Origin of the sequence: Burkholderia sp. MSHR3999, from assembly GCF_000833595.1 — a bacterium.
GTDB classification, from domain to species: Bacteria; Pseudomonadota; Gammaproteobacteria; order Burkholderiales; family Burkholderiaceae; genus Burkholderia; species Burkholderia ubonensis.
The window spans coordinates 1661735-1685862 of the sequence record NZ_JRFO01000001.1 but is presented as its reverse complement, the minus strand read 5'-3'; the positions used below and the strand labels follow the sequence as shown (position 1 = coordinate 1685862).

The following is a 24128-nucleotide window of genomic DNA, read 5'->3' as shown; positions in this document are numbered from 1 at the left end:
CCGACCAGAATCGGCACGATCAGGCGCTCGTACTTTTCACCCTTGTGTTCCATGACTGGCCCTCACGCGGATTCCGTCGACTTCGTCGCGCGACGCGCGCACGGCGCCAGGCCGAGCACCTCGGCGACACGGTCGAATCGAGCCCGTTCCAACGGCGCGATCTCGCCAACGGTGGCCGCCAACGCATAGGCGACGTCGAGCGCGCGACGGCGGTCGGATTCACGCACCAGCAGCTTGGGAAGCCCCGCCAGCGCGCGCTCCTCGTCCAGCAGCACCAGAAAGGTCTGACGCTTGGTCACTTGCTTGAGGTCGGAGAGCCGGATCTGCGCATCGAGTCCGGATTCGCGCATCAGCTCGCGCATCGCGTTGAACGGGCGCTCATCCACGACACGAAGATCGCGTCCGCAGTAGATGATCAGGCGCATCGCGCCGTCGAGCAGCGTGCCGTTCTCGAACCACGTTTCAAGCTCAAGTCGCTTGAGCCGCTTGAATTCCTCTTCGAACCAACTCGCCGTTTCGTTCGTGCGTCGCTGGACGGACCCCTCCTTCAGGCCGACCAGAGAGGCGAGCCACGGCGACTCGTAGATCGTCCTGAACAGGATCTCGACGGCGCCGTCGCGCCATGCCTGATAGCCTTCCAGACCTCGCACGATCGCCCGCGATACCTGGTTTTCGCCTTTGACCAGCGGGTTCTCGGGCGATGTCGCCTGCCGCCAGGTCCGTACCGCATCCGCGGTCAGCTTGACGGGCAACGCCCACGGATTCAGATTCGAAATCGCCCACCGCTCGACGCGTGCCGGGTTCATCAGCCGTGCCCATGCCGCAGTCCACGGATTCGATGCAGCCCTCACCCACGGCGAAACGAACTTGTCGTAAGCGCCCTGGTTGATTTCGGCGACGCGCTTGACGACTTCGAACGCGCGCTCTCCGTCGCGCCCGTCGCCGAGCGCGAGAATGTCGCTGATCTCCCGGGCCTCGAAGCGAATCAGATAGCGCCCCGCGACGAACTCGAGACCGGGCAGGTCGGGGTGCGTATCCTCGATCACCGCTTCGTACAAGCCCGGCGGCAACACGTCGATCAGGTCGAGCGCGCTGATGAGTTCGGCATGCTCCTTCTTCGCGACGCCGGCCGACACGAAAATCCCCAGATGCCCGATCCTGTCGTTCAGGCAATAGACGATCGTCTGCTCGTTGTAGCGGATCGCGTCGACGCTGTCGTACAGATCCGGAATCCAGTAAAGCGCCTGCTGCGGAGGCGTGATGTTGTCGCCCCACGATGCGAAGACGACGATCGGCGAACGGATGTTGCGCAGATCGATGCGCGTGCTGCCGTCAGCCGATACCACCTCGCCCGCGGACAGGCGATTGCCGACAAAGAGGTTCTGCGTGATCCATTCCATTTCCTCCTTGTTCATCAGGAAATGGCCGCCCCACCAGCGCTCGAATTCCAGGAAGCGGGCAGGCTCGGTGTCGATGTTCGCGTAGACGTTGTAGAGCTTCGTCCAATACGTATTGGACGGATTCATCTGCTCGAAGTTGTTGACCAGGTTGGCGCCGTCGAAGGTTCCATTCCCGCAGTCGCCGGCAAACGACGCGAGCCATGTCCCGCCGAGCAGGCCGCCCGTGTAGCGCATCGGATTCTTGCCGGCCACGCCGGCCCAGTAGGACACCGGCGAGCCCGCGAGCAGCAGCGGCCCGGCCATTTCGGGCGCGGCGGCGGCAAGGATCAGCGCTGCCCATCCGCCTTGGCAGTTGCCGATCAGGAACGGCTTGTCTTCGGCGTCGGGGTGCCGCTGCGCCACGCATTCGAGAAAGGCGATCTCCGCGCGCGTGACCGATTCGATCGTCTGGCTCGGTTCCGGGTGGGGAAAGAAGAAGACGAAATAGCACGGGTGTCCCTGCTTCAATGCGATGCCGATCTCGCTGTCCATCTTGAAGCCGCCGATGCCCGGCCCGTGACCGGCGCGGGGATCGATGACGATGAACGGCCGTTTCTTCGGATCGGTCTCGGGCGATCCGTCCGGAGGGACGATGCGCGCCAGTGCATAATTTGCCGGCTGCGGCAGCGCTCGGCCGTCCATGATGACTTCGTACTCGAACGCCAGAACAGGAGGCTGGCCGGACCGCGCATGATCGAGATAGATGTTGCCGCGCTCACGCAGCACGTCCAGCAGCAATACGCTGCGTTGCCAGGCATCGATCCCGTATTCGATCGCGTCGTGCGCGCACTGAACCGGGGATGGTACCGCGTGGTTGACGTCGGACATGCTGCAACTCCTGTTTGAGGAACTTCGGACGAAGCAGACGACACTTCGGCTGATCGATCAGCCGGTCGAAAGCGTGATGCTGCGCTGCGCCGCATGACGAAGCCGTTGAACGCGGATTCAAGTCGACGGACGATACGCCCGGCATTCACACAATCGCAAAAACACCGCGATTGCGGGTTGACCTTAATCACGCAAAATGCGAGCGGGATCGCACACCATGCAGGCGCATCGGTGGGGGCGCTCCATCATTTCTTTCCGAGCAAGGAGAACCCGCTAGTTTCCTGTTCCGTCGTCGACGGATCTCAGGCGCCGCTATCGCCCGCGTCCCACGCGATCCCGTCGAAGATCGCCTGCAGCTTCATCCCGCGCGCCGCGTTCAGCATCGTCGCGTGCGCGACGCGCCCGGCGAGATAGCCGCGGAAATCCGGATGCGCGGCCCGATTCTGCGACGCCGGCCCGTGTCGCACGCAGTTGGTCAGTATCGCCTTCAGCGTGTCGAATTCGTCGCGCGAGATTCGGGTGCCGATTGACGACCACGCCCGCAAGCCGCTGCCGCACGCCGCGCCGCATCACCCGTGTCTTGCGCAGCTGCAGCGCGAAGCCCTCCTCGAGCGCAATCGCGGCGACCCTGACCGTCATCCATTCCGTCGCGCGCGTCAACACGGCGCCGCCGGAGAATGCGAGATCGTCGGCATAACGCGTGTAGGTCGCGTCGAGCGAGCGCGCGAGCGCGGCAAGCCGCGTGTCGAGCCGGAACGCGCACAGGTTGGCCAGCGCGGGCGACGTCGGTGCGCCCTGCGGCAGGTGCCGGTTGCGGTAGCGCTGGCGGCCGGACCAGTCGAGCCGGTCGCGCAGGTCGGGCGCAAGGAGCCGCGCCGACGGCACGCGGTTGGTGCAAAGCGCGGTCAGCGTCCTGACGACCTCGACCGGATAGCCGAGCGTATCGAACAGCGCATGGACTTTTGCCGCGCTGACCGACGCGAAGAAGTCGGCGAGGTCGAACCGGATCACGACTGCGCGATCCGCGTGCGGCGCGGCGAACGACACGATGCCGCGCCCCTTGCGGAAGCCGTGTGCGGCATCGTGCGGCGGAACGCGATCGAGCAGCCCGTGCAGGATGCTGCGTTGCGCTTCGCGCAGGCGTCCCTTCGGAATCTCGATCAGGCGGCACCCGCCGTCGCGCTTGTCGAACGCGTGGTACGTGTAGTGATGCAGCGGCGTCTCGCTGCCGCGTGCGGCAACGCGCCACCGGTCCGCCAGCCATTCGAGGTCGGGCACGGCGACGCCGAGCCAGCCGGCGAGCGCGCCGGGCGTCGGCCACTGCGGCAAATCGAGCGCGCCGAGCGCCGCCGGCAGCGGCCGCTGCACCGCGGGGCGCGGCAGGATGCGGACGATCGCGGGCGGACTGTCGCTGCGCCACGCTGCGACAAATCCCGGCGCTTCGGCGACGAGCCGCGTCAGGTCGCCGGGCTCGACGGCGGCCCAGCGCGCGCCGAAGCGCGCGATCGCGTCGCGCGCAACGTCGTGCAACCACGGCGGCGCATCGCCGAGCACGGCCGCCATGCGGGCGGCCACGCCGCCGGGGTCCGGCGGCCCGGCCAGCATCGCGTCGGCGATCGTGTGCGCGGTGTCGTATACGGATGAACGCATGAATAGGGATGGGCGGGACGATGAGCCAACGTGCCTAGTGCTGCGAGAGCGGTCTTGCGCAACGCGCAATCGCGGCTCTTGCGACGCATCGGGGAGTCGATCTCATCCACGGGGTAGCCCCGTAGTCCTGGAACATGCACTACCTGCTCCGGGGGTGTGCTTGACCCACCGCCCCGCGACGCGAATGTAACGGTCGCGGGGCGGCAGTGTCAACCGCGCCATGACATGCCGCCGCACGGAATCAGCAGTAGAACTGATCATCCGGGTTCGGAATCGGCCGATGAACGCACGGATAACGGACTTCAGTCGTCGAACGTGCCGCGGTATTCCGGTGCGGCGTCCGAGCGCGTGTTCAATTCGAACATCACGCCGCCCGGCGCGCGGCAGAAGAAGCGCGAACCGCGTCCGTTGTTGAAGATCTCCGTTTCCATCTCGACGCCCTCTTCCTTGAAGCGCTGATGCAGCTCGCGAACGGCATCGAGGCTCGGCAGCTCGAACCCGGCATGGAACGCCTTCGGCCAGGCGGGCACACCGTCGCCGGCGTGATCGATGACCACGTCGAAGCCGGCGCGCTTGAGGACGTAGGACTGTTGCCAGGTTCCCGCGATCGTGAAACCCAGATACCGCTCGAAGAACCTGGCGGTCGCGAGCGTGTCGGCGGAGGGGAAGCTCAGGTGATTGAGCTTCATGGTTCGGGTGACGTCTGTCATGTTCGATCTCTCGTGCAGTGGCGGTGGCCCGATGCCGTTACCGCCTGAGGACATCAGAATATAAGCGGTAGCCCGCCCCCAACAACTCGCATTCGGCGCGCGCGCCGGCCTGGCGAGGAAGCCGCGCCAGGCGGCTGTCCGGACCATGCACTGCCCTTGCCCGGCTGTCGGCTACTCGCATTCTCGAGGGCTGCGCCAGGCGCACGCGTCGGCGTCGTCCCCCCGCCCTGCCCCGGATAGCGATCCCGGAATACGACCAAAAGTGAATTTCGGATGCATCCGGTTTGCATTTTTGTGGCGCGGTCAGGATAAGTTTTCTTATCTTAACGAGTGCATTTTGTAGCAAAACTGATCGCCACGAAAACGCGCCTGACTACTTCGCGTCGCGCCTCGCCTCGATAACCACAGCTCGTCGGCCTACCCGCGCTGCTGCGCGAGCCACTGCGTCGGCGTCAGCCCGACGCCTTGCGCAAACGCCCGCGCGAGCGCGCTGGCGCTGCCGTAGCCGACTTCGGCGGCAACCAGCTTGACAGGCCGGCCGCGGCGCAGCAGCGACTTCGCGAGCCCGATCCGCCACTGCAGCAGGTATTCGCCCGGCGGCACGCCGACGATGTCCGCGAAATGCGCGGCAAACCGCGACCGGGACATGCCGGCCGTCCCGGCCATGTCCTCGAGCGTCCAGCTGCGCGACGGGTCCGAATGGAGCGCGGTCAGCGCCTTGCCGAGCCGCGGATCGGCAAGGCCGGCGAGCGAGCCGGTGTCGACGAGCTGCTTGCGCATCGCATGGCGGAGCATCTGGACCATCAGCACTTCGACGAGCCGGTTGACCATCGCGTGATGACCGCAGGCGGGCTCGAGCGCTTCGGCGAACAGCAGTTGCTGGACCGCGTCGAGCGACGGCACGCAGTTCAGCGGCGTGACCAGCAGGTCGGGCATGCTGCGCAGCAACGGATTCTCGTCGCGAGACCCGAAGGCGATGCTCGCGGAGACGAGTTCGGCAGGGTTGTGCGCTCCCACGTCAACCCTGCAGGACTGGGGGCGCGGCAGGAACAGCATGCTCGGCGCGTCGATCGTCTGGCGTCCGATCGCGCCCCCGGTCACGACGATCCTTCCGGCGCGCAACAGGTGCAGATGGCCGGCGCCGTCGTGGCTGACGGCATCGTCGACGCCGCACGCGCTGGGGTCGGAGAACACGCGCGCTTGCAGGTCGAAGCGGCTGATGAGATTGGAGAGTCGGTCTGGCATGGGACGATTGGTTGTGATTTTCGGACTTATTGTAACTTTCAATCCCATCGATTTCGGTAGATTGGAGCCCTTGGTTCAACCCCATTTCAACGAAGGAATCACGCCGATGATCCAGTTCCACTACAACCCTTCCCCGAATCCCGCCAAGGTCGCGCTGTTCCTGGAAGAAGCCGGGCTACCGTACGAGTTGGTGCCGGTCGATCCGCGCAAGGGCGAACAGCACTCGGCTGCGTTCAGGGCGATCAACCCGAACGCGAAGACGCCCGCGATCGTCGACGGCGACGCCACGGTGTTCGACAGCAACGCGATCCTGCTGTACCTCGCGGAAAAGACCGGCCGGTTCCTCCCCGGCGACACGCCGGCCGCGCGCGGCGAGATGCTGTCGTGGCTGATGTTCGTCGCGACCGGCATCGGCCCGTATGCGGGACAGGCGGTGCACTTCAAGCATCACGCGCCGGAGCCGAACGCGTACGCGATCAACCGTTATGACTTCGAGGCGTGGCGGCACTGGCGCATCGTCGACGAACGTCTCGCGACGTCGCGCTACATGCTCGGCGACACGTACACGCTGGTCGACATGGCGGTGTGGGGCTGGGCGCGCGCGGTGCCGTTCGTGCTCGGCGAAACCGCCTGGGAACAGTTGCCGCACGTGGAGCGCCTGCTCGACGAAATCAATGCGCGGCCGGCCGCGCAGCGCGCCGAAGCGCTGAAGGCGCGCCACGCGTTCAAGATCGAGATGGACGACGAGGCCCGCCGCGCGATGTTGCCGCAGAACGCGCGGCTCGAGGCCGGCGCAGCAACCGGAGCGTGACATGCTCGACCTCTACTACTGGACGACGCCCAACGGGCACAAGGTGACGATGTTGCTCGAGGAAGCCGGGCTGCCGTACCGGATCGTCCCGGTGAACATCGGCCGCGGCGAGCAGTTCGCGCCCGACTTCCTGCGCATCGCGCCGAACAATCGGATTCCCGCGCTCGTCGACCGGGCGCCGGCCGACGGCGGCGAGCCGCTGTCGATCTTCGAATCGGGCGCGATCCTGCTGTACCTCGCGGACAAGACCCGCCGCTTCATTCCGCAGGACCTGCGCGGCCGCAATCTCGTGCTGCAGTGGCTGTTCTGGCAGATGGGCGGGCTCGGGCCGATGGCCGGGCAGAACCATCATTTCGCGCAGTACGCGCCCGAACCGCTGCCGTATGCGATCGATCGCTACGTGAAGGAGACGTCGCGGCTGTACGGCGTGCTCGACAAGCAGTTGGCGGACGGCCGCGACTACATCGCGGGCGATTACTCGATCGCCGACATCGCGTGCTATCCGTGGATCGTGCCGCACGAGCGCCAGCGTCAGCGTCTCGACGATTTCCCGCATCTGGCTCGGTGGTTCGAGCGGATCGGCGCGCGGCCGGCGACGATCCGCGCGTACGAGCGCGCGAAGGAAATCAACGTGACGCCCGTCGTCGACGAGCAATCGCGCAGCATCCTGTTCGGGCAATCCGCCGCGACGGTGCGCTGACGCGACCGGCCGGCACGCCGGCTCGTTCGCGCACGCCGACGTGTCGCGTCATCGCCATTAATAAGAATTAAGGCCCGGCCGCAAAGCGATCGTGCACAATCGAACGCGCGCAAGAACCGAGGCCAGGCACGATGAAGATAGTCATTGCAGGAGGCTCGATCGCGGGCCTCGCGGCCGCGCTGACGCTCGATTGCATCGGGCACGACGTGGCCGTCTACGAGCGCTCGCCCAACCCGCTGCGCGGCCAGGGCGGCGGTGTGGCCGTGCTGCGGCGCATGATGGCGTTTCTCGAACGGCATGGCCGGCATTGCCGCCGCATGATCAGCGTGCCGACGCATCGGCGGCGATGGATCGATCGTCAAGGCGCCGTCACGCGCGACGAACCCGAGATGTTGCCGTTCTCGTCGTGGGACGCCGTCTACCGCTCGCTGTGCGATACGCTGCCGCCGGGACGGATCCGCTACGGCCGCGCGATCACCGGTTTCGACCCGCACGCCGACGGCATCGACGTGCACGTCGAAGACGAACGCATCCGCGCGGATCTCCTGATCGCGGCCGACGGCGCGGGATCGAGCCTGCGCACGCGCCTCTTCCCCGGCTGCGTGCCGTCGTTCGCCGGCTATGTCGCGTGGCGCGGCATCGTCGACGAAGCCGCGTTCGACGCGGACGCGATCGCGTCGCTGGTCGAGAACATGACGCTGCACAAGGCGCCGGGCGAACTGTTCATGGCGTTCCTGATTCCCGCGCTCGACGGTTCGCTCGAACCCGGTGCGCGCCGCTTCAACTGGCTCTGGTATCGCAACGAAACGGACCTCGATGCGCTGCGCCGCCACCTGACCGATCGTGACGGACGCGTGCACCACGCGTCGGTCCATCCGGGGCGGCTGGCCGACGACAGCGCCGCGTCGCTGCGGCAACTGGCCGCCGAGCGGCTGCCGGCCGTGCTGTCGCAATTGGTGCTCGCGACGCGCGCGCCGTTCGTCCAGGCGATTTTCGACGCGATGAGCCCCGACTTCGTCGGCGGCCGCGTCGCGCTGGTCGGCGACGCCGCGTGCACCGTGCGCCCGCATACGGCGTCGGGCACGTCGAAGGCGGCCCAGGACGCCGTGTCGCTCGCCGAAGCGCTGCCGCCCGGTGCGGCCGATGTCGTCGAGCGCCTCGCGCGCTGGTCGGCGCAGCGGCGCACGGAAGTGACGGCGCTGCTCGCGAAAGGGCCGCAGCTCGCCGCATCGTTCGGGCTCGGCACATCGATTCACGACGATTGATTGGCGTAGCCCGGCCTGTCGGCCTGATTCAGAACGTTTCAGCCTCGCTTCAAGATCCGACGTCGGCGCAGGCATAGACTGCCTGCACCCAACGCCGCGCCGGCCATCGCCTGCGCGCGGCCTCCTTCCTTGGAGTGACGACATGATTCCCATTGCGAATCGCCGCCGCCGCGTGGAGCCCGCATGAAGCACAAAAAACGCTGGTTCGGCGCGGCCGGCATCGCGATCGCCGGCCTGGCGATCGCGATCGGCATCATGGTGCAGCCGTCGATCGCACCGATCGACCCGCCCGCGCGCACGTCGTTCGATCCGCAGCTCGTGCGCGCGGGCGCGCGCGTCGTCGCGCTCGGCGACTGCGTCGTCTGCCACACGGCGAAGGACGGCCAGCCGTTCGCCGGCGGGCTGCCGCTCGCGACGCCGTTCGGCACGATCTACGCGACCAACATCACGCCGGACCCCGACACCGGCATCGGCCGCTGGTCGCGCGACGCGTTCGCGCGCGCGCTGCGCAGCGGGATCGCCCGCGACGGCCACCTGCTCTACCCGGCATTTCCGTATATTCATTTCACGCGGATGACCGACGACGACATCGCGGCCGCCTATGCGTACCTGATGACCCGCGAGCCCGTGCGCGCGGCCGCGCCGGCGAACGACCTGATCTTCCCGCTCAACTTCCGTCCGCCGCTGGCGTTCTGGAACATCCTGTTCCTGCGCAAGGGCTCGTACCAGCCCGATCCGTCGCAATCCGCGCAATGGAACCGCGGCAAGCTGCTCGTCGACGGCCTCGGCCACTGCGCGTCCTGCCATTCGCCGCTGAACGCGATCGGCGGCGAACAGGCCGGCAAGGCGTTCGACGGCGGCCTCGTCGACGGCTGGGAAGCGCCGCCGCTCAATACGCTCGGCCATGCGACGCGCCCGTGGACGCAGGCGCAGCTCGTCACGTACCTGCGCACCGGCCGCGCGAGCGAGCACGGCGCGGCGGCCGGGCCGATGCTCCCCGTCACGCGCGATCTCGCGACGGTGCCGGTCGAGGACGTCGAGGCGATCGCCACCTACATCCTGTCGATCCAGAAACCGGCCGGCGCACGGCCCGCGACTCCCGGCGCCGCGCGCAACGCGACGACGCCCGACGAACATCGCGGCGCGGTGCTGTTCCAGGCGTCATGCGCGCAGTGCCACGGGCCCGCCTCGCCGATGCAGGCGATCGGCGAACGGCCGACGCTCGCGTTCAGCACGGCCGTCAACGCCGATACGCCGCGCAACGCGATCCAGATGATGTTCAACGGGATCGGCTGGCATGGCGAGGACTCGCTGAATTACATGCCGTCGTATCTCGACCAGTACGACGACGCCCAGATCGCGGACCTTGCCGCGTACATTCGCGCGGCCTACTCCGACCGGCCCGCGTGGACCGGCGTCGAAGCGATGGCCGCGAAGCTCAGGAAGGAGGACAGCGCGCGATGATCACCCTCAACGTGAACGGCGTGCAGCACACGCTCGACATCGATCCGTCCACGCCGCTGCTCTATGCATTGCGCAACGACCTGCATCTGTACGGCGCGAAATTCGGCTGCGGCCTTGGACAATGCGGCGCCTGCACCGTGATCGTCGACGACAAGCCGATGTTCTCGTGCCTGCTCCCGGTCGCCGCCGTCGGCGCGCGCCGCGTCAGGACCATCGAGAGCCTCGGCACCGCCGACCATCCGGGCCCGCTGCAGCGCGCGTTCATCGATCACCAGGCCGCGCAGTGCGGCTACTGCATCGCGGGGATGATCATGCGCGCGCAGGCGCTGCTCGAGCGCAATCCGAAGCCGACCGAGCACGAGCTGCGCACGCATATGGAACCCAATCTGTGCCGTTGCGGCACCCACATGCGGATCCTGGCAGCCGTGCGCCAGGTCGCGGGCCTGCCCGAGCCGGAGCCCGGCTCCGCCCCTGTCATGATCAACAAGGCACTGTAATGAACGCTCACGACGACATCGACGAAAGCCGCAGGCACTTCATGGTTTCCGGCGCGCTGTTCGTCGCGTTCAGCCTCGCGCCGGCCGCCCGCGCCGTCGCCCAGGTCGTGATCGCGGACGAAGGCGCCGCCGTGCACGTGTCGAAAGCCACGGCAACGCTCGCCGGCAGCCTGAAGACCAACCCGCTGCTCGACGCGTGGATCAAGATCACGCCAGACGGCAAGGTCACCGTGTTCACGGGCAAGGTCGAGCTCGGCACCGGCGTGCGCACCGCGCTGCTGCAGGTCGCCGCCGAGGAGCTCGGGATGAAGCCCGCGCTGATCACCTTCCTGACCGCCGATACGGGCGCGTCGCCCGACGAGGGCTTGACCGCCGGCAGCCACACGATGGCGGACAGCGGCTCCGCGCTGCTGAATGCCGCCGCGCAGGTGCGCGGGCTGCTGGTCGACGCGGCGGCGCAGCAGTTCGGCGTCGACGCGCGCCTGCTGACGACCGCCGACGCCGTGATCAAGGCGCCGGACGGCCGCACGATGCGCTACGGCGACGCGGTGCGCAGCGTCGACCTGCATCGCAGCGCGACGCCGACGTCGCCGCTGAAGAATCCGGCCACGTTCGCCGTGATCGGCACGTCGCTGCCGCGCGTCGACATTCCGAACAAGGTCACGGGCGGCGCCAGCTACGTGCAGGACATGACGCTGCCGGACATGCTGCATGCGCGCGTCGTGATGCCGCCCGTCTACGACGCGAAGCTGCTCGCGTTCGACGAGGCCGCGATCCTGAAGCTGCCCGGCGTCGTGCGGATCGTGCGCAACGGCAGCATGCTCGCGGTCGTCGCGCGCGGCGAATGGCAGGCCGTCGTCGCGCAGCGCGCGCTGGCCGCCGGCTGCCGCTGGTCGCCCGGCCGGCCGCTGCCCGATCGCAAGACGGTTCACGACGACCTGAAGCGGATCGCGACGCAGCGCATCGAGATCGCCAATACGCATGCGACGACCGTGCCGGCCACGAAAACGCTCACCGCGACGTTCCTGAAGAACTACCTGCTGCACGGCTCGATCGGGCCGTCGTGCGCGGTCGCCCATCTCGAGAACGGCATGCTGACCGTGTGGACCCACTCGCAGGGCGTCTACCCGCTGCGCGACGCGCTCGCCGAGATGCTGTCGATGCCGAAGGCGAGCGTGCGGTGCATCCACACCGAAGGGTCGGGCTGCTACGGGCACAACGGCGCGGACGACGCGGCCGCGCATGCGGCGCTGATCGCGGCCGCGATGCCCGGCAAGCCGATTCGCGTGCAGTGGATGCGCGAGCAGGAACATACGTGGGACCACTTCACGCCGGCGATGGTGACCGAACTCAGCGCGTCGCTCGATGCGAGCGGCCACATCGTCGACTGGAACTACGCGCTGTGGAGCAGTTCGCACAACGAGCGGATCGTCAACGCCGGCCGGCTGCTGCCCGCGCGCATGCTCGAGCCGCCGTTCGCGCCTGCGCCGTCGACGCCGATGCTGCAGCCCGAGGGCGGCGGCGACCGCAACGCGATCCCGCTGTATGCGCTGCCCAACCTGCACGTCGTCAACCACTTCTCGCCGACGATGCCGCTGCAGACCTCGGCGATGCGCTCGCTCGGCGCGCACACGAACGTGTGGGCGATCGAGAGCTTCATGGACGAGCTCGCGCAAGCGGCCGGCGTCGATCCGGTCGAGTTCCGGCTGCGTCACATGCAGGACCCCCGCGCGCGTCACGTGATCCAGCTCGTCGCGACGCGCTTCGGCTGGCCGCGGCCGCCGCGCGCGCGCAACCGCGGGGTCGGCTTCGCGTTCGGCAAGTACAAGAACCTGATGGCCTATGTCGCGCTCGCGGTCGAGATTTCGGTCGTGCCGGAAACGGGCCACGTGACGCTCGAACACGCGGAAGCCGCGGTCGACGCAGGCCAGATCGTGTCGCCGGACGGCATTCGCAACCAGATCGAGGGCGGCATCGTGCAGGCCGCGAGCTGGACGCTGTACGAGGCGCTGCAATACGATACACAGCGCATTCGCAGCTTCGACTGGAGCAGCTATCCGATCCTGCGCTTCTCGGCAGCGCCGCAGAGCATGAAGGTCCATCTGATCAATCGTCCCGGCGCGCCCTTCCTCGGCGCGGCGGAGGCGTCGATGGGGCCGACCGCCGGCGCGCTGGCCAACGCGATCTTCGATGCGACCGGCCAGCGCATGCGGGAAATGCCGTTCGCCGGCGACGGGCTCCGCAAGCGCATCGACGCATAGCGGCGCACACACACACATACGACAGCGCGCCGGCACGCACCGGCGCCGACGACTCACGGGTTGGAGAGGATCGAACGATGGATACACTGCTTTCGATGCGCGTGTTTACGCGCATCGTCGAGACGGGCAGCTTCACGCGCGCATCGGACACGACAGGGCTCACGACGCCGCGCGTATCCGCGCTGCTGAGCACGCTCGAACAACACCTCGGCTGCCGGCTGCTGAACCGCACGACGCGCCGGATCGCGCTGACCGAGGACGGGCGGGCCTACTACGAACGCTGCGTCGCGGTGCTGCGCGAGATCGACGACATGGAAGCGTCGGTGTCCCAGGCGCGCAATGCGCCGCGCGGCCGCCTGAAGGTGAATCTGCCGCCGGCCATGGCGAAACAGATCATGGTGCCGGCGCTGCCGGCGTTCCTGGCCGCGCACCCGAGCATCACGATCGAGCTCGGCGTGACCGATCGCCAGATCGATCTCGTCGGCGAGGGCGTCGATTGCGTCGTGCGCGTCGGCGCGCTCGACGACTCCGGCCTGATCGCGAAGCGGATCGGCAGCCTGACGACCTGCACCTGCGCGTCCCCCGCCTATCTCGAACGGTTCGGCGAACCCGAAACGGTGGAGGATCTCGCGCAGCACGTCGCGGTCAGCCACATCTCCGCCGATACGGGGCGGCCGCGGGCGTGGGAATACGTCGTCGACGGCGAACCGCGCGTGATGCAGATGTGCGGCACGGTGGCCGTCAACGATGCGGATACCTATATCGCGTGCGGCGTCGCGGGAATCGGCCTGATCAAGACGTCGCTGTATCTGGTCGATCCTTATCTGAAGTCGGGCGAATTGCGCGAAGTCCTGACCGGCTTCAATACACCGGCGCGGCCGATTTCGGTGCTGTATCCGCCGAATCGGCACGTGCCGGCCAAGCTCAAGCTTTTCGTCGACTGGCTCTCCAGCCTGTTCGAGCAGATTCCGACGCTGCAGGGCAAGCGGGGCTGAACGCGCGGTTGCGCGCTCGCCGCTCGGCGCGACGTGGCCCGGCGCCCGCCGCGAACGCCGCCGTTTCCTCGTGCCGCGTGTGGTCGCGTGGCGCGGGCTCGTCGACGAACGCGAGCGTTCCGAGCCGGTACTGCGCGTGTTGCGCGAACGTTTCACGTTTCAGCAAGGCAACGCGCATCTTTTCCTGACCCATCTGGTGCCCGGCCGTGACGTCATGGGGTCTGCGTGATGATCGCGCAGATTCCGCCGGCCTGAGCCCCGCCGCCCCGCGGCGGGGAAATGCCGCCACACGGTTCCGCGATACGTCTCCCATCGCTCCGAATACATTGGAATACATCGCACGCGATTTAATCGATACCGCTTGACATGGCGAAATTCCAGTCGCAGAATGCATCGCATGCGATCGAATCGCATGAGCAGACACCCACTTCACCACATCAGGAGTTCAAGATGAGCAAGATCGAAAAAGTGCTGTACACCGGGAAAACTCACACCTCGTCCGGCGGCCGCGACGGCGCGGTGCGCAGTTCCGACGGCCGCCTGGACCTCCAGCTTTCGTCGCCGGGCAGCGCGGGCAGCGGCACCAATCCGGAGCAGCTGTTCGCCGCGGGCTGGTCGGCGTGTTTCATCGGTGCGATGCAGCTCGCGGCACGCGCATCGAAGATCACGCTGCCGGCGGATCTCGCGGTCGACGCCGAAGTGGATCTGGGCACGTCCGGCAATGCGTATTTCCTTCAGGCGCGGCTGAACGTCAGCGTGCCCGGCCTCGAGCGCGACGTCGCGCAACGCATCGTCGATGCCGCGCACCAGACCTGCCCGTATTCGAAAGCGACGCGCGGCAACATCGACGTCGCCATCAATCTGGTCTGAGCATGCCTTTGCATCAGCCGATGTCTGCGGCCTGTCGGCCCGAAATCGGCCCCTAACCGTGTTGAACATCCTTTCTTGAGGCCAACCATGAAAACCCCTCTGATCGCTGCCCTGCTCGTCGCCGTTTCAGCCGCCTTCACCGCGCCCGCGTTCGCCGGCGTCGACACTTCGCCGTCCGGCGCGGTTGTCACCCGCGCGCAAGTGCGGGCGGAGCTGGCCGAATTGCAGAAGGCGGGCTTCCAGCCCGGCCGCGCCAACGACCCGCACTACCCGGACGACCTGCAGGCGGCCCTGACACGCATTCACGCGAACGACGCAGCCGCAGGCGGCACGTCGGCGGCCGGCTACGGCGGCAACGCCGACGCCGCCACGCAGGCCGGTCGCCGCAACGTGATCCGCAGCGCCGAGCGTTCGATCTACTTCGGTCATTGAATGAACAAGCGGCCGGAGTCGATCGCATCGACGCCATTACATTTTCAAATAAGAAGCGCATGCGATTTAATCGTATGCGCTTCTTATCACGAAAAAAAAAAAGCGGAGGCATTCCCTGCTTCCGCCTGCCTGCCCGCCGTCACGCCTGTTCCTGCTCCTCGGTCGAACGGATCAGGTTATTGCGCAGCGTCACGATCGCCTTCTGCATCTTCGCGAACTCGTCGGGCTTCAGCCCGGTCGCCTCGACAAGATCCATGCCCAGCCCCTTCTCGCGCAGGCGCCGGCCGCTCTTCGTCAGGCTGACGAGCACCTGGCGCTCGTCGGCGGGATCGCGCTGACGCTGCAGATAGCCCATCGCTTCGAGCTTTTTCAGGATCGGAGTGAGCGTATTGGATTCGAGGAACAGCTTTTCGCCGAGGCTGCCGACCGTCTGGTTGTCCTCCTCCCACAGCGCAATGATCGTGATGTATTGCGTGTACGTGAGGCCAAGCTCCTCGAGAATGGGCTTGTAGGCCTTGCCGAAGGCCAGGTTCGCCGAATAGACGGCGAAGCACAGGAAGTCGGACAGCCTGGGCGCTGTCTGGGTCGGTTTCATCAGCTGCCTCCTTGGCAAAGATCGCGCGCGAATGCACGCATTATATATCGCGTGCGATCTTATCGGAAGCAACCTGGATTGCCGACCCGCGTCGCATGCCGGGGCCGGCTGTTGCGCAACGATGTGGACGATACCCGTTGCACCCCGGCGCTCACCGCCGCCGGTCGCCGTGCCGGTCCGCTTTCCTGTCGGCCCGCAGCCGGCTTTCCGTCAGCAGCGAGCACTGCACGGGATGAACGAGTTCGGTCGCGAATCCGCCCGCGGCGAACAGGAGGATCGTCAGCCAGCGCTTCATGCGTCCTCCACCACGGACAGGCTGGCGCCGTCGGAGACGGTGGCGTCGAGCGCGTATGCATCGACGCCGTCGAGACAGCCGAGGTTGACGCGCCAGCATGCAGGGTCCTTGCGCGTCTGATGGAACGGATAGATGCCGCAGTGCTTGCAGAAGTAGTGTTTCGCGACGCGCGTGTTGAACTGATAGACCGTCAGCGCATCCCGGCCCGCCAGGATTCTTAGCGCGTGGCCGTCGAACATCGGGCTCATCAGCGCGCCCTTGCGGCGGCACAGGCTGCAGTTGCAGCGGGCCGCCGGCGTGATGGCGGTGCGGACTTCGAATTTCACGGCCCCGCAATGGCAGGCCCCTTTGTGCCGGGCAGCTTGTTGAGCTTGTTGCATGTGGCGCTCCATATCAAGGTCATGCCTTGCGTTATAGCGCACGCGGGCGGTTGCCTTGTATCGCGATGTATCGACTCCGCCCGCCGATACAAAGCGATTCAATTCATGGGCGCAACGATTCCGTACTTCATTCACGTCGAATGTCGTCGACGGTCATCGGGTGACCGGCCAGAATCCGCAATCGTCGAAGGCGACGGCCGAGCAGGTCGTCGCACGCCTTTGACGCGGCGGACTTTCCTACGGATTCCTTTCGGATACGACTCGCGCTCAAATCAGCTCGAAACGCAACCCGGCATGGCGAACCAGACGCTCGACAAAACGCTCGCCGAACATCGTGGCGGGCGTCCAGAAGCCGCCGCCGCGCCCCGTCTTCTCGCCGTCCCGGCGGCAATCCAGCGCGAGACTGATCGCCGCCTGGCCCAGCATCTTGCCGGTGGAGCCGTAACCCGGATCGCGATCTCCGGTGACTTTCACGCGCAAGGTCTGCCCGTCGCCGGTGCGGCCGAAGAAACGCAGATCGTAGCGGCCGGCCAGTTGGGCCTCGACGCTCGGACCCTCGCCGGGCTTCGGCAGCAGGAACCGCTCCATCACGATGCGCACCGGCTTGATGACGACGCCCGCCATGAACGCACCCAGGCCGGCCACGATCGTCAGGGCAGCCAGGCGGCCTTTGAGGCCCGTGCCCGTCATGACGGCTTCGTCATAGGTGAACCGGCCGCCATAGGCGTTGCCCGCAAGCGCATTGGAGCGATGCACGACACGCTCGTTGACGGCCGCCATCACGAACGGGGCGATCCACGCATCGCAGTCGCGATCGAATTCGGCCGATCTGACGGCATGCTGCCGCACCGTGAATCCGTGGCCTTTCGGGCACAGCGAATAAGGATCGAGCAGCGTCCTGCGCAACGCAGGGTCGGCCGCGGCTTCCCGAACGACGTTGATCACGCTCGCCACCGTTCCGCCCGACGCCCCGCCCTTCAGCGTCCTGACGCGCATCTTCACCTGCTCGGCCGGCACGCCCCACTGCCGCCTTGCCTGTTGCTGCAGGAAAAAGACGCCCATGTCCGACGGAACCGAATCGAAGCCGCAGCAATGGACGATGCGCGCCCCCGATTGCCGGGCCGCGGGCTCGTACTTGTCGATCATCCGCTTGATCCACTGGGTCTCGCCGGTGAGATCGCAGTAGTCCGTGCCGCTTTCCGCGCACGTCCTGACCAGCGGCTCCCCGTAAAGCGCATAGGGTCCGACGGTGGACACGACCACCCGCGTTTGCGCACATAGCGCTTGCAGCTGCGCTTCGTCGGCCGCGTCGGCGACGATGATCGGCAACGACTGCCCCGCCGCGCCCAGCGAATCCCTGACCTGCCTGAGCTTCGCTTCCGAGCGGCCGGCGATGGCCCAGCGCAGCGTCTCGTCGCCGCCCGACAGGTGTTCGGACAGGTAGCGGGTCAGGATTTGCCCGACAAAGCTGGTGGCGCCAAATACGACGAGATCATGGGTCGGCGTGGTCATGGACGATTCCTTCGGAGCGGGCGTGGCAGGGTCATCAGCGACGTTGACTTGGCTTTCCGGGTGCATCGAAGGCCTTCAAAGGCGTCGGCAGGTTCAGGACCAGTTGCGCGTCCTTGACCACGTCGACGCGCACGATGGTGGATGCGCCGAGTCCGTCGAGCAACTGGCTCAGCGGACCGCCATGCCGCATCAGCTTGACGTCTCGCGGCAACAGGCGCTGGGCGAACATCGGTCGTAGTATCCGCCTTCAGGCACGTCGACCTTGTGCGGCCCAAATTCGACCCGTGTAAACCGCCTGTCCATGCTCGTTGCCCATCCTCGACGATCGACCGCGGCAGGCAACGCCCGAAGCCTGCTGACTCACTGCCGTCAGCAAGCACTTTAAGGTTGAACTCGACTTGAAGGTCAAGGGCCCGGATAGAGGAACACGTCGATCGTCGTTATATCCTCGAATCATTCGGCGCCCGAGCGACCGCCCTTGTTTTCATGCTTGCCTCGTCTCCTGATTGACACTAAACCTGGCTTTAATCCTAGACTCGGTTCGTCGCCGACGAATGCGCGGCGGCCGCATTGCCCTTCGATCAACCCGCCAACAGGAGCAGACATGGGATACGTCACAACGAAAGATGGTGTCGACATCTTCTACAAGGACTGGGGCCCGCGCGACGCACCGGTCATCTTCTTTCATCACGGCTGGCCGCTCAGCGCCGACGACTGGGATGCCCAGATGCTCTTCTTCCTGGCTCACGGTTACCGCGTCATCGCGCACGACCGTCGAGGCCACGGACGATCCAGCCAGGTCTGGGACGGCCACGACATGGATCACTATGCCGACGACGTCGCCGCGGTCGTGAACCACCTCGGTGTCCAGGGCGCCGTGCATGTCGGCCATTCCACCGGCGGCGGCGAAGTCGCGCGCTACATCGCCCGCCACGGCGAGGATCGCGTTTCCAAGGCGGTCCTCATCAGCGCCGTGCCGCCGATCATGGTGAAGACGGAGCGCAATCCGGGCGGCCTGCCCAAGGAAGTGTTCGACGATCTGCAGGCGCAGCTTGCGGCGAACCGGGCGCAGTTCTACCACGACATTCCGGCGGGACCGTTCTATGGGTACAACCGTCCCGGCGCCAAGCCGTCCGAAGGCGTCATCCGGAACTGGTGGCGGCAGGGCATGATGGGCAGCGCGAAGGCCCATTACGACGGCATCGTCGCTTTCTCGCAGACCGACTTCACCGAGGACCTCGAGGCGATCTCGCTCCCTGTGCTGGTGATGCACGGCGACGACGACCAGATCGTGCCTTACGCGGACTCCGGCCCGCTGTCCGCGAAGCTGCTCAGGAACGGCACGCTGAAGACCTATCAGGGCTTCCCGCACGGCATGCCCACGTCCAACGCCGAAACGATCAACGCCGATTTGCTCGCGTTTGTCCGCAGTTGAAGCAACGGATGCCAAGGGGCGACCCTTGGCATCCGCCTCCCTGTCGGCGGCCCGTGGTTTCGGCGCGGTCGCTTGCGGATTTCAAACGGCTCCGCCGGGCAGCGCGCCGCGACGCGCTAGGAACCGGTCGAGCTGTGCCGCGAACGCCTTGCCGTCCCGCGCGCCGTAAGGCGCCGGCCCTCCCGTGTCGATGCCCGTGCTGCGAAGTTGATCCAGCATTGCGCGCGTCGAGAGGCGCTCCTCGATATTCTCGCGGCTGAACCAGTTGCCGCGCGGGTCGAGCGCATGACCGCCCTTGTCGAGGACGGCGGCCGCAAGCGGTATGTCCGCGGTGATCACGAGGTCGCCGGCAGTGACCAGCTCGACGATGCGGGCATCGGCGGCATCGAAACCCGCCGGTACTTGAAGCGCCTTGATGAAGGGGGACGGCGGCGTGCGCAAATACTGGTTCGCGACCAGCGTCACGTGGACTTCGGCACGACGCGCGGCCCGAAACAACATGTCCTTGACTACGACGGGACACGCGTCGGCATCGACCAGCACTTGCATGGCGGCATTTCCAATACACAGAACAGAAGAAGCGATCATATCTCACCGCCGGCGGTCATCTTGCGGCAGCAGGCGGCCGGGCGCCACCTCGATTCTTGACTTCAAATCAAAACGATTTGGCGAATCGACCGGTTTTTCCGCAAAAATAAGCCGGGCACGCTGCGCTGCGTCGTTACTGGAACCCGGAGCGCCCATCATGCCCGTTGCCCTGCTCGCGCTGACGATCAGCGCATTCGCCATCGGCACGACCGAATTCGTGATCGTCGGGCTGATCCCGACGATCGCCGCCGATCTCGCCGTCACCCTGCCCTCCGCGGGCCTGCTCGTCAGCCTCTATGCGCTCATCGTTGCGATCGGCGCGCCGCTGCTCACCGCGCTGACCAGATCGCGCTGTTGCGCGACGGCGCACGCGGGACGCATCGCGCTGATCGAGGCGCTGGCGGCGATGCGCGACGCTGGCGTGCAGCACATCGGCCTGCATTTGCGCCGCAACCGCCGCCCGCTCGACGAGACGCAGGCCGAGATCGCCGCGGAGGTCCTGCCGGCATTCCTTGCGCAGGCGGACGCGTCCGTCGCATGAACCGTATTTGATTTCAAATCAAATATTTTTGTCCTCTAGAGGCGTTTATTTCATCAGTGGCAGGCGCCAGAATGCCTCTCGGGCCCACCCGGTCCACATACACTCAAGGAAGCCCATCATGAGCAAGATCCCCGCTTTCGGCCTCGGCACGTTCCGCCTGCAAGACCAGATCGCCATCGATTCGGTCCGCAACGGCCTCGAGCTCGGCTACCGCGCGATCGACACCGCGCAGATCTACGGCAACGAAGCGCAAGTGGGCGAAGCGATCGCCGCATCCGGCGTGCGCCGCGACGCGCTGTTCCTGACCACGAAGATCTGGGTCGACCACTACGCGAAGGACAAGCTCGTGCCGAGCCTTCAGGAAAGCCTCGACAAGCTGCGCACCGACTACGTCGACCTGACGCTGATTCACTGGCCGGCGCCCGGCAACGACGTGTCGATCGAGGCATTCATGACCGCGCTCGCCGACGCGAAGGCGAAGGGCCTGACGCGCCAGATCGGCATCTCGAACTTCAACATCGCGCTGACGAAGCAGGCGATCGCCGCCGTCGGCAAGGGCGAGATCGCGACCAACCAGATCGAGCTGAGCCCGTACCTGCAGAACCGCAAGCTGGTCGCTTTCCTGCAGCGCGAGAACATCCACGTCACGTCGTACATGACGCTCGCGTACGGCAAGGTGCTCGGCAACGCGGTGATCGGCGCGATCGCGCAGAAACACCAGGCCACGCCGGCCCAGGTCGCGCTCGCGTGGGCGCTGCAACTCGGCTACTCGGTGATTCCGTCGTCGACGAAGCGCGAGAACCTCGCGAGCAACCTGCTCGCGCAGACGCTGCGCCTGACCGACGAAGACATGACGCAGATCGCCGCACTCGAGCGCAACGGCCGCGAAGTCGACCCCGCCGGCCTCGCGCCGGAGTGGGACTGATCGCCGATCTCGGCGTCGGCTACCTGCACATCGCGGAAGCGGACTGGGACGATGCGCCGCTGATGCCGGTCGAATTCAAGCAGAAGCTGCGCACCGCCTACCCCGGCGTGCTGATCTATGCGGGCAAGTACACCGCGGAACGCGCGCGCGAAGCGATCGCCGCCGGCTGGGCCGACCTGATTGCATTCGGCCGCCCGTTCGTCGCGAACCCCGACCTGCCCGAACGCCTGCGCGTGGGCACCGCGCTCGCGCCGCACGACCGCGACACGTTGTTCGGCGGCGGTGCGCGCGCCGCAACCGAATCCGGCCGCCCCGCGATTCCCGGCAGCCGCAACGCGCTCTATCGCGGTCATTGATGCCGGTCGATGCGCGCGAGACGGCTTGCCCCGGCTCGCGCCATGGCGCCCTCTTGCGAAGCGTGGCCGTCTTCGGGTCAGCCGCCGTAGATCACCGCGTGCGCTTCGGTCGGCAGCGGCAGATCCCAGCGCAGCAGCATCCCTTCGAGCGCCCGGTTCGACAGCGACGTGTCGCGCCGGGCGTTGCGGCGCAGCAGCGTCGCGCGCGGCTGCTCCAGATAGACGAGCGTGACTTCCGCGTGGTACGCGAACAGCAGGTCCAGCGTCTTCTTGCGCATCAGCGCCGAAAGATTCGTCGCATTCCAGACGAACGGCCTGCCGTCGCGCAGCAGCGCCTTCGCGCTGTCGATCGCGCGATGCGCGACGCGCCCCTCGTTCTGGCCGTGGCGCAATCCGAGCGCGTCGCGCGCATCGTCGAACGAAACGACCGGCAGGTCCGGGTGGTGTTGCGCGACCCACGTGTTCTTGCCCGACGCCGGCAGCCCCGACATCACGATGACCTTCGAGCCGGGCGGCTGGAACAACGGGTAGTCCGGATGCACGTCCGCGCCGCGGAAGTAGCTGAGCGCCGTGTGCGCATCGGCAAACGCGCGTGGCCGGCCGTAACAGCCCTCCTCCCTCGCGAGCTCCCGGAACAGCTCGATGTCGTCGAGCACGCGGGGCGCGTCGTCGCAGATGCGGCCGCGCATGTCGGCCTCCGCGAGCAGGCACAGCAGCGGAAGGCTCACCTGCCACGACAGCTCGCGCGCGAGGAATTCGGGCGATCCCCGGCGCGCCCCGCGGATCGCGAAGAACGGCACCTGGTGGACGCCGATGAGGCGGCAGATCGCCTCGCGGGTGTCGAACGGCACGCCCGCGTCCCACAACGCGATCCGCGCGTCGATCGCGCCCTTGCGCGAATGCCCGGGATGGCCGATCGCGCCGGTTTCGGGATCGATCGTCGTCGTGCTGTACTTCGCGATGTCGTGCAGCAGCGCGGCCAGGAACACGATCTCCTGATCGGCACGTGACGCGGCCTGATAGTCCGGCAGCGCGAGCAGCGCGTCCACGACCATCGTCGTGTGCGTCCAGACGTCGCCTTCGCCGTGATGCGCCGGCGCCTGCGGCGTCGTCTTCGCATGCTCGAGTGCCGGAAAAGCCGCCAGGCACGCTTGATAATCCGGCGCTTGGCCGGGCGCAGGCACCAGCGCCTGCAACTGTTCGTATTTCATATTCGTTCCTCTTTCGAGCGGCGGCGCGGATGCGTCGTCTTGCCTTCCTGCGCCCCGCGGCATTCATCAGCGGCTGGCCGCGTTGTCCTGCGTGCCGAGCGTCGCCCACGTGACTGCCGGCTGCGGTGCATACATATCCACGCCGGGCGCCAGCAGGTTCGGGATGAACGGCTGCTCCGAGTGATGCCGGTCCGATTCGATGATCGCCTGCACGAAGTCGCGGCGGACCCATTTCAGGCGTCCGGTCGTCGCGTCATCGGCTTCGATCTTCACGTAGAGCCCTTCCGACAGGTTCGACTTGTCGCACTGCCGCCACGCGCGCGTGAGATCGAGGCCCTGCCGCCGCACGGTCTGCTCGAACGCATGCCGCCAGTCCGGCGTCTTCGCGAGCGACGGCTTGAGCAGCGCCTTCAGATCCGCCAGCCTGACCGGCGCGACGCCTTCGTACAGGACCGGCACCGACAGCACCGGGCCGCCCGCGAGCAACGCGCGGCGGGCCGGCGTCGACAGGAATCGGCCGGTGACGCGGTCCAGCACGTCGAATTCGAAGAAGTGATGCGGCAGCGCGTCGTAGAAGACCGCATGCTTCTTGCTCATCGTCTCGCCGTACATCACGTAGCGATCCCCGAGGCGTTCGAGCAGCCAGTCCGCGTGCGCGGACGCCCACGCCTTCACGAAGCTGAACTGGCGTTCGCGGCCGCCGCCGGCCAGGTAGTGGCCGCGCGACTGCAGCAGCAGTTCACCGGCCGCGCTGAAACTGATGCCCGTGTTCGCACCGTCGAGTTTTTCCTCGACGACGATATGCGTGCCCGCAAGGGCGCGATACGGAATGTGGGCGTCGCCCTCGTCTCCGTCCTGCAACCGCGAGCCTTCGAGATGCGGCGTGCGGGGATAACGGGCGAGGTCGAGCGATTGCGCGTAGGCGCGGAAATCCAGCGTCATGGTCTTTCTCCAGCAAGGTGGGAAGAGCCGACGACGTGAACGAACGATATGAAAAGCGTTGCGGTGTGCAGTGCGTTCCCGGACGCGGACCTGCGCGATGCGTCGCCGGCTCGCATGAGCGAATGGCGGAAACGGGCAGGACGGCGCGCGACCAGGACGACAGTCGTCGGCGTATCAGGCG

At 66.8% G+C, this 24128-nt stretch carries 22 protein-coding genes and 5 pseudogenes; 15 read left to right on the top strand and 12 right to left on the bottom strand.

Features of this window, described 5'->3' with window-relative positions; translation table 11 throughout:
• Nucleotides 1-62: 62 nt before the first annotated feature.
• The 4 genes and pseudogenes from KY49_RS07855 to KY49_RS07840 form a co-directional block, all read right to left on the bottom strand.
• Complete coding sequence (locus tag KY49_RS07855) at nucleotides 63-2267, bottom strand: DUF3141 domain-containing protein (RefSeq protein WP_042584069.1); 2205 nt, start codon at nucleotides 2265-2267, stop codon at nucleotides 63-65.
• Between the two features lie 302 nt (nucleotides 2268-2569).
• Nucleotides 2570-3917, bottom strand: a pseudogene (locus KY49_RS07850) (reverse transcriptase family protein).
• A 302-nt stretch (nucleotides 3918-4219) separates the two neighbouring features.
• The gene (locus KY49_RS07845) at nucleotides 4220-4627 is read right to left on the bottom strand and encodes a VOC family protein (protein ID WP_197083554.1); all 408 of its coding nucleotides are present in this window, start codon (nucleotides 4625-4627) and stop codon (nucleotides 4220-4222) included.
• A 417-nt stretch (nucleotides 4628-5044) separates the two neighbouring features.
• The gene (locus tag KY49_RS07840; RefSeq protein WP_042584067.1) at nucleotides 5045-5872 is read right to left on the bottom strand and encodes an AraC family transcriptional regulator; all 828 of its coding nucleotides are present in this window, start codon (nucleotides 5870-5872) and stop codon (nucleotides 5045-5047) included.
• Nucleotides 5873-5978: 106 nt separating this feature from the next.
• Between KY49_RS07840 and KY49_RS07835 the strand changes: the two genes are divergently transcribed.
• The 10 genes from KY49_RS07835 (at nucleotide 5979) to KY49_RS07795 (ending at nucleotide 15167) form a co-directional block, all read left to right on the top strand.
• A complete protein-coding gene (locus KY49_RS07835) occupies nucleotides 5979-6683 on the top strand; it encodes a glutathione S-transferase family protein (protein ID WP_042584066.1) in 705 nt (234 codons plus the stop codon).
• A 1-nt stretch (nucleotide 6684) separates the two neighbouring features.
• The gene (locus tag KY49_RS07830) at nucleotides 6685-7383 is read left to right on the top strand and encodes a glutathione S-transferase N-terminal domain-containing protein (RefSeq protein ID WP_042584065.1); all 699 of its coding nucleotides are present in this window, start codon (nucleotides 6685-6687) and stop codon (nucleotides 7381-7383) included.
• A gap of 131 nt (nucleotides 7384-7514) precedes the next feature.
• Nucleotides 7515-8648: an FAD binding domain-containing protein gene (locus KY49_RS07825; RefSeq protein WP_042584064.1), complete on the top strand. Its 1134-nt coding sequence runs from the start codon at nucleotides 7515-7517 to the stop codon at nucleotides 8646-8648.
• Between the two features lie 183 nt (nucleotides 8649-8831).
• The gene (locus tag KY49_RS07820; RefSeq protein WP_042584063.1) at nucleotides 8832-10112 is read left to right on the top strand and encodes a c-type cytochrome; all 1281 of its coding nucleotides are present in this window, start codon (nucleotides 8832-8834) and stop codon (nucleotides 10110-10112) included.
• Nucleotides 10109-10609 carry a (2Fe-2S)-binding protein gene (locus KY49_RS07815; RefSeq protein ID WP_042584062.1) on the top strand — a complete coding sequence of 167 codons (501 nt, stop codon included), beginning with the start codon at nucleotides 10109-10111 and terminating at the stop codon, nucleotides 10607-10609. The genes KY49_RS07820 and KY49_RS07815 overlap by 4 nt, the downstream gene beginning before the upstream one ends.
• A complete protein-coding gene (locus tag KY49_RS07810) occupies nucleotides 10609-12870 on the top strand; it encodes a xanthine dehydrogenase family protein molybdopterin-binding subunit (RefSeq protein ID WP_042584061.1) in 2262 nt (753 codons plus the stop codon). The genes KY49_RS07815 and KY49_RS07810 overlap by 1 nt, the downstream gene beginning before the upstream one ends.
• Nucleotides 12871-12947: 77 nt before the next feature.
• Nucleotides 12948-13865: a LysR family transcriptional regulator gene (locus KY49_RS07805; protein ID WP_042584060.1), complete on the top strand. Its 918-nt coding sequence runs from the start codon at nucleotides 12948-12950 to the stop codon at nucleotides 13863-13865.
• Between the two features lie 79 nt (nucleotides 13866-13944).
• Nucleotides 13945-14094, top strand: coding sequence for an FAD binding domain-containing protein (locus tag KY49_RS36975; protein ID WP_156162454.1), 150 nt, complete (start codon nucleotides 13945-13947; stop codon nucleotides 14092-14094).
• Nucleotides 14095-14315: 221 nt separating this feature from the next.
• Nucleotides 14316-14735 (top strand): organic hydroperoxide resistance protein, encoded by a 420-nt coding sequence (locus tag KY49_RS07800; protein ID WP_042584620.1) that lies wholly within the window; start codon nucleotides 14316-14318, stop codon nucleotides 14733-14735.
• Between the two features lie 87 nt (nucleotides 14736-14822).
• Nucleotides 14823-15167 (top strand): DUF4148 domain-containing protein, encoded by a 345-nt coding sequence (locus tag KY49_RS07795; protein WP_042584059.1) that lies wholly within the window; start codon nucleotides 14823-14825, stop codon nucleotides 15165-15167.
• Nucleotides 15168-15306: 139 nt separating this feature from the next.
• On the opposite strand, the gene KY49_RS07790 is transcribed toward KY49_RS07795, so the two are convergent.
• The 3 genes from KY49_RS07790 to KY49_RS07785 all read right to left on the bottom strand — a co-directional run bounded on the left by KY49_RS07790 (nucleotide 15307) and on the right by KY49_RS07785 (nucleotide 16437).
• Entirely contained in the window at nucleotides 15307-15762 is a 456-nt protein-coding gene (locus KY49_RS07790) for a MarR family winged helix-turn-helix transcriptional regulator (RefSeq protein ID WP_042584058.1), read from the bottom strand.
• Nucleotides 15763-15913: 151 nt separating this feature from the next.
• Nucleotides 15914-16057 carry a hypothetical protein gene (locus KY49_RS38070; RefSeq protein ID WP_175551943.1) on the bottom strand — a complete coding sequence of 48 codons (144 nt, stop codon included), beginning with the start codon at nucleotides 16055-16057 and terminating at the stop codon, nucleotides 15914-15916.
• Entirely contained in the window at nucleotides 16054-16437 is a 384-nt protein-coding gene (locus tag KY49_RS07785; protein WP_042584619.1) for a GFA family protein, read from the bottom strand. Before KY49_RS07785 ends, KY49_RS38070 begins: the two co-directional genes overlap by 4 nt.
• 127 nt (nucleotides 16438-16564) lie before the next feature.
• Between KY49_RS07785 and KY49_RS39195 the strand changes: the two are divergent.
• Nucleotides 16565-16660: pseudogene (locus KY49_RS39195) on the top strand (type 1 glutamine amidotransferase domain-containing protein); the annotation flags it as partial.
• 44 nt (nucleotides 16661-16704) lie between these two features.
• Here KY49_RS39195 and KY49_RS07780 read toward each other — a convergent pair.
• Nucleotides 16705-17949, bottom strand: a complete 1245-nt coding sequence (locus tag KY49_RS07780; RefSeq protein ID WP_042584057.1) for a saccharopine dehydrogenase family protein — start codon at nucleotides 17947-17949, stop codon at nucleotides 16705-16707.
• A gap of 34 nt (nucleotides 17950-17983) precedes the next feature.
• Nucleotides 17984-18175, bottom strand: a pseudogene (locus tag KY49_RS35235) (acetoacetate decarboxylase); the annotation flags it as partial.
• A gap of 378 nt (nucleotides 18176-18553) precedes the next feature.
• Here KY49_RS35235 and KY49_RS07770 point away from each other — a divergent pair.
• Nucleotides 18554-19384: an alpha/beta fold hydrolase gene (locus KY49_RS07770; RefSeq protein ID WP_042584055.1), complete on the top strand. Its 831-nt coding sequence runs from the start codon at nucleotides 18554-18556 to the stop codon at nucleotides 19382-19384.
• An 81-nt stretch (nucleotides 19385-19465) separates the two neighbouring features.
• On the opposite strand, the gene KY49_RS07765 is transcribed toward KY49_RS07770, so the two are convergent.
• Nucleotides 19466-19933, bottom strand: coding sequence for a YaiI/YqxD family protein (locus tag KY49_RS07765; RefSeq protein ID WP_042584054.1), 468 nt, complete (start codon nucleotides 19931-19933; stop codon nucleotides 19466-19468).
• Between the two features lie 196 nt (nucleotides 19934-20129).
• On the opposite strand from KY49_RS07765, the pseudogene KY49_RS38455 reads away from it, so the two are divergent.
• The 3 genes and pseudogenes from KY49_RS38455 to KY49_RS07750 form a co-directional block, all read left to right on the top strand.
• Nucleotides 20130-20393 (top strand): annotated as a pseudogene (locus KY49_RS38455) (MFS transporter); the annotation flags it as partial.
• 238 nt (nucleotides 20394-20631) lie between these two features.
• Nucleotides 20632-21438: a 2,5-didehydrogluconate reductase DkgB gene (gene dkgB, locus KY49_RS07755; RefSeq protein WP_042584052.1), complete on the top strand. Its 807-nt coding sequence runs from the start codon at nucleotides 20632-20634 to the stop codon at nucleotides 21436-21438.
• Between the two features lie 2 nt (nucleotides 21439-21440).
• A pseudogene (locus KY49_RS07750) lies at nucleotides 21441-21794 on the top strand (oxidoreductase); the annotation flags it as partial.
• 77 nt (nucleotides 21795-21871) lie between these two features.
• On the opposite strand, the gene KY49_RS07745 reads toward KY49_RS07750, so the two are convergent.
• Nucleotides 21872-23005 (bottom strand): AAA family ATPase, encoded by a 1134-nt coding sequence (locus KY49_RS07745; RefSeq protein WP_042584050.1) that lies wholly within the window; start codon nucleotides 23003-23005, stop codon nucleotides 21872-21874.
• A gap of 66 nt (nucleotides 23006-23071) precedes the next feature.
• Nucleotides 23072-23947 (bottom strand): RNA ligase family protein, encoded by an 876-nt coding sequence (locus tag KY49_RS07740; protein ID WP_042584049.1) that lies wholly within the window; start codon nucleotides 23945-23947, stop codon nucleotides 23072-23074.
• Nucleotides 23948-24128: the final 181 nt, after the last annotated feature.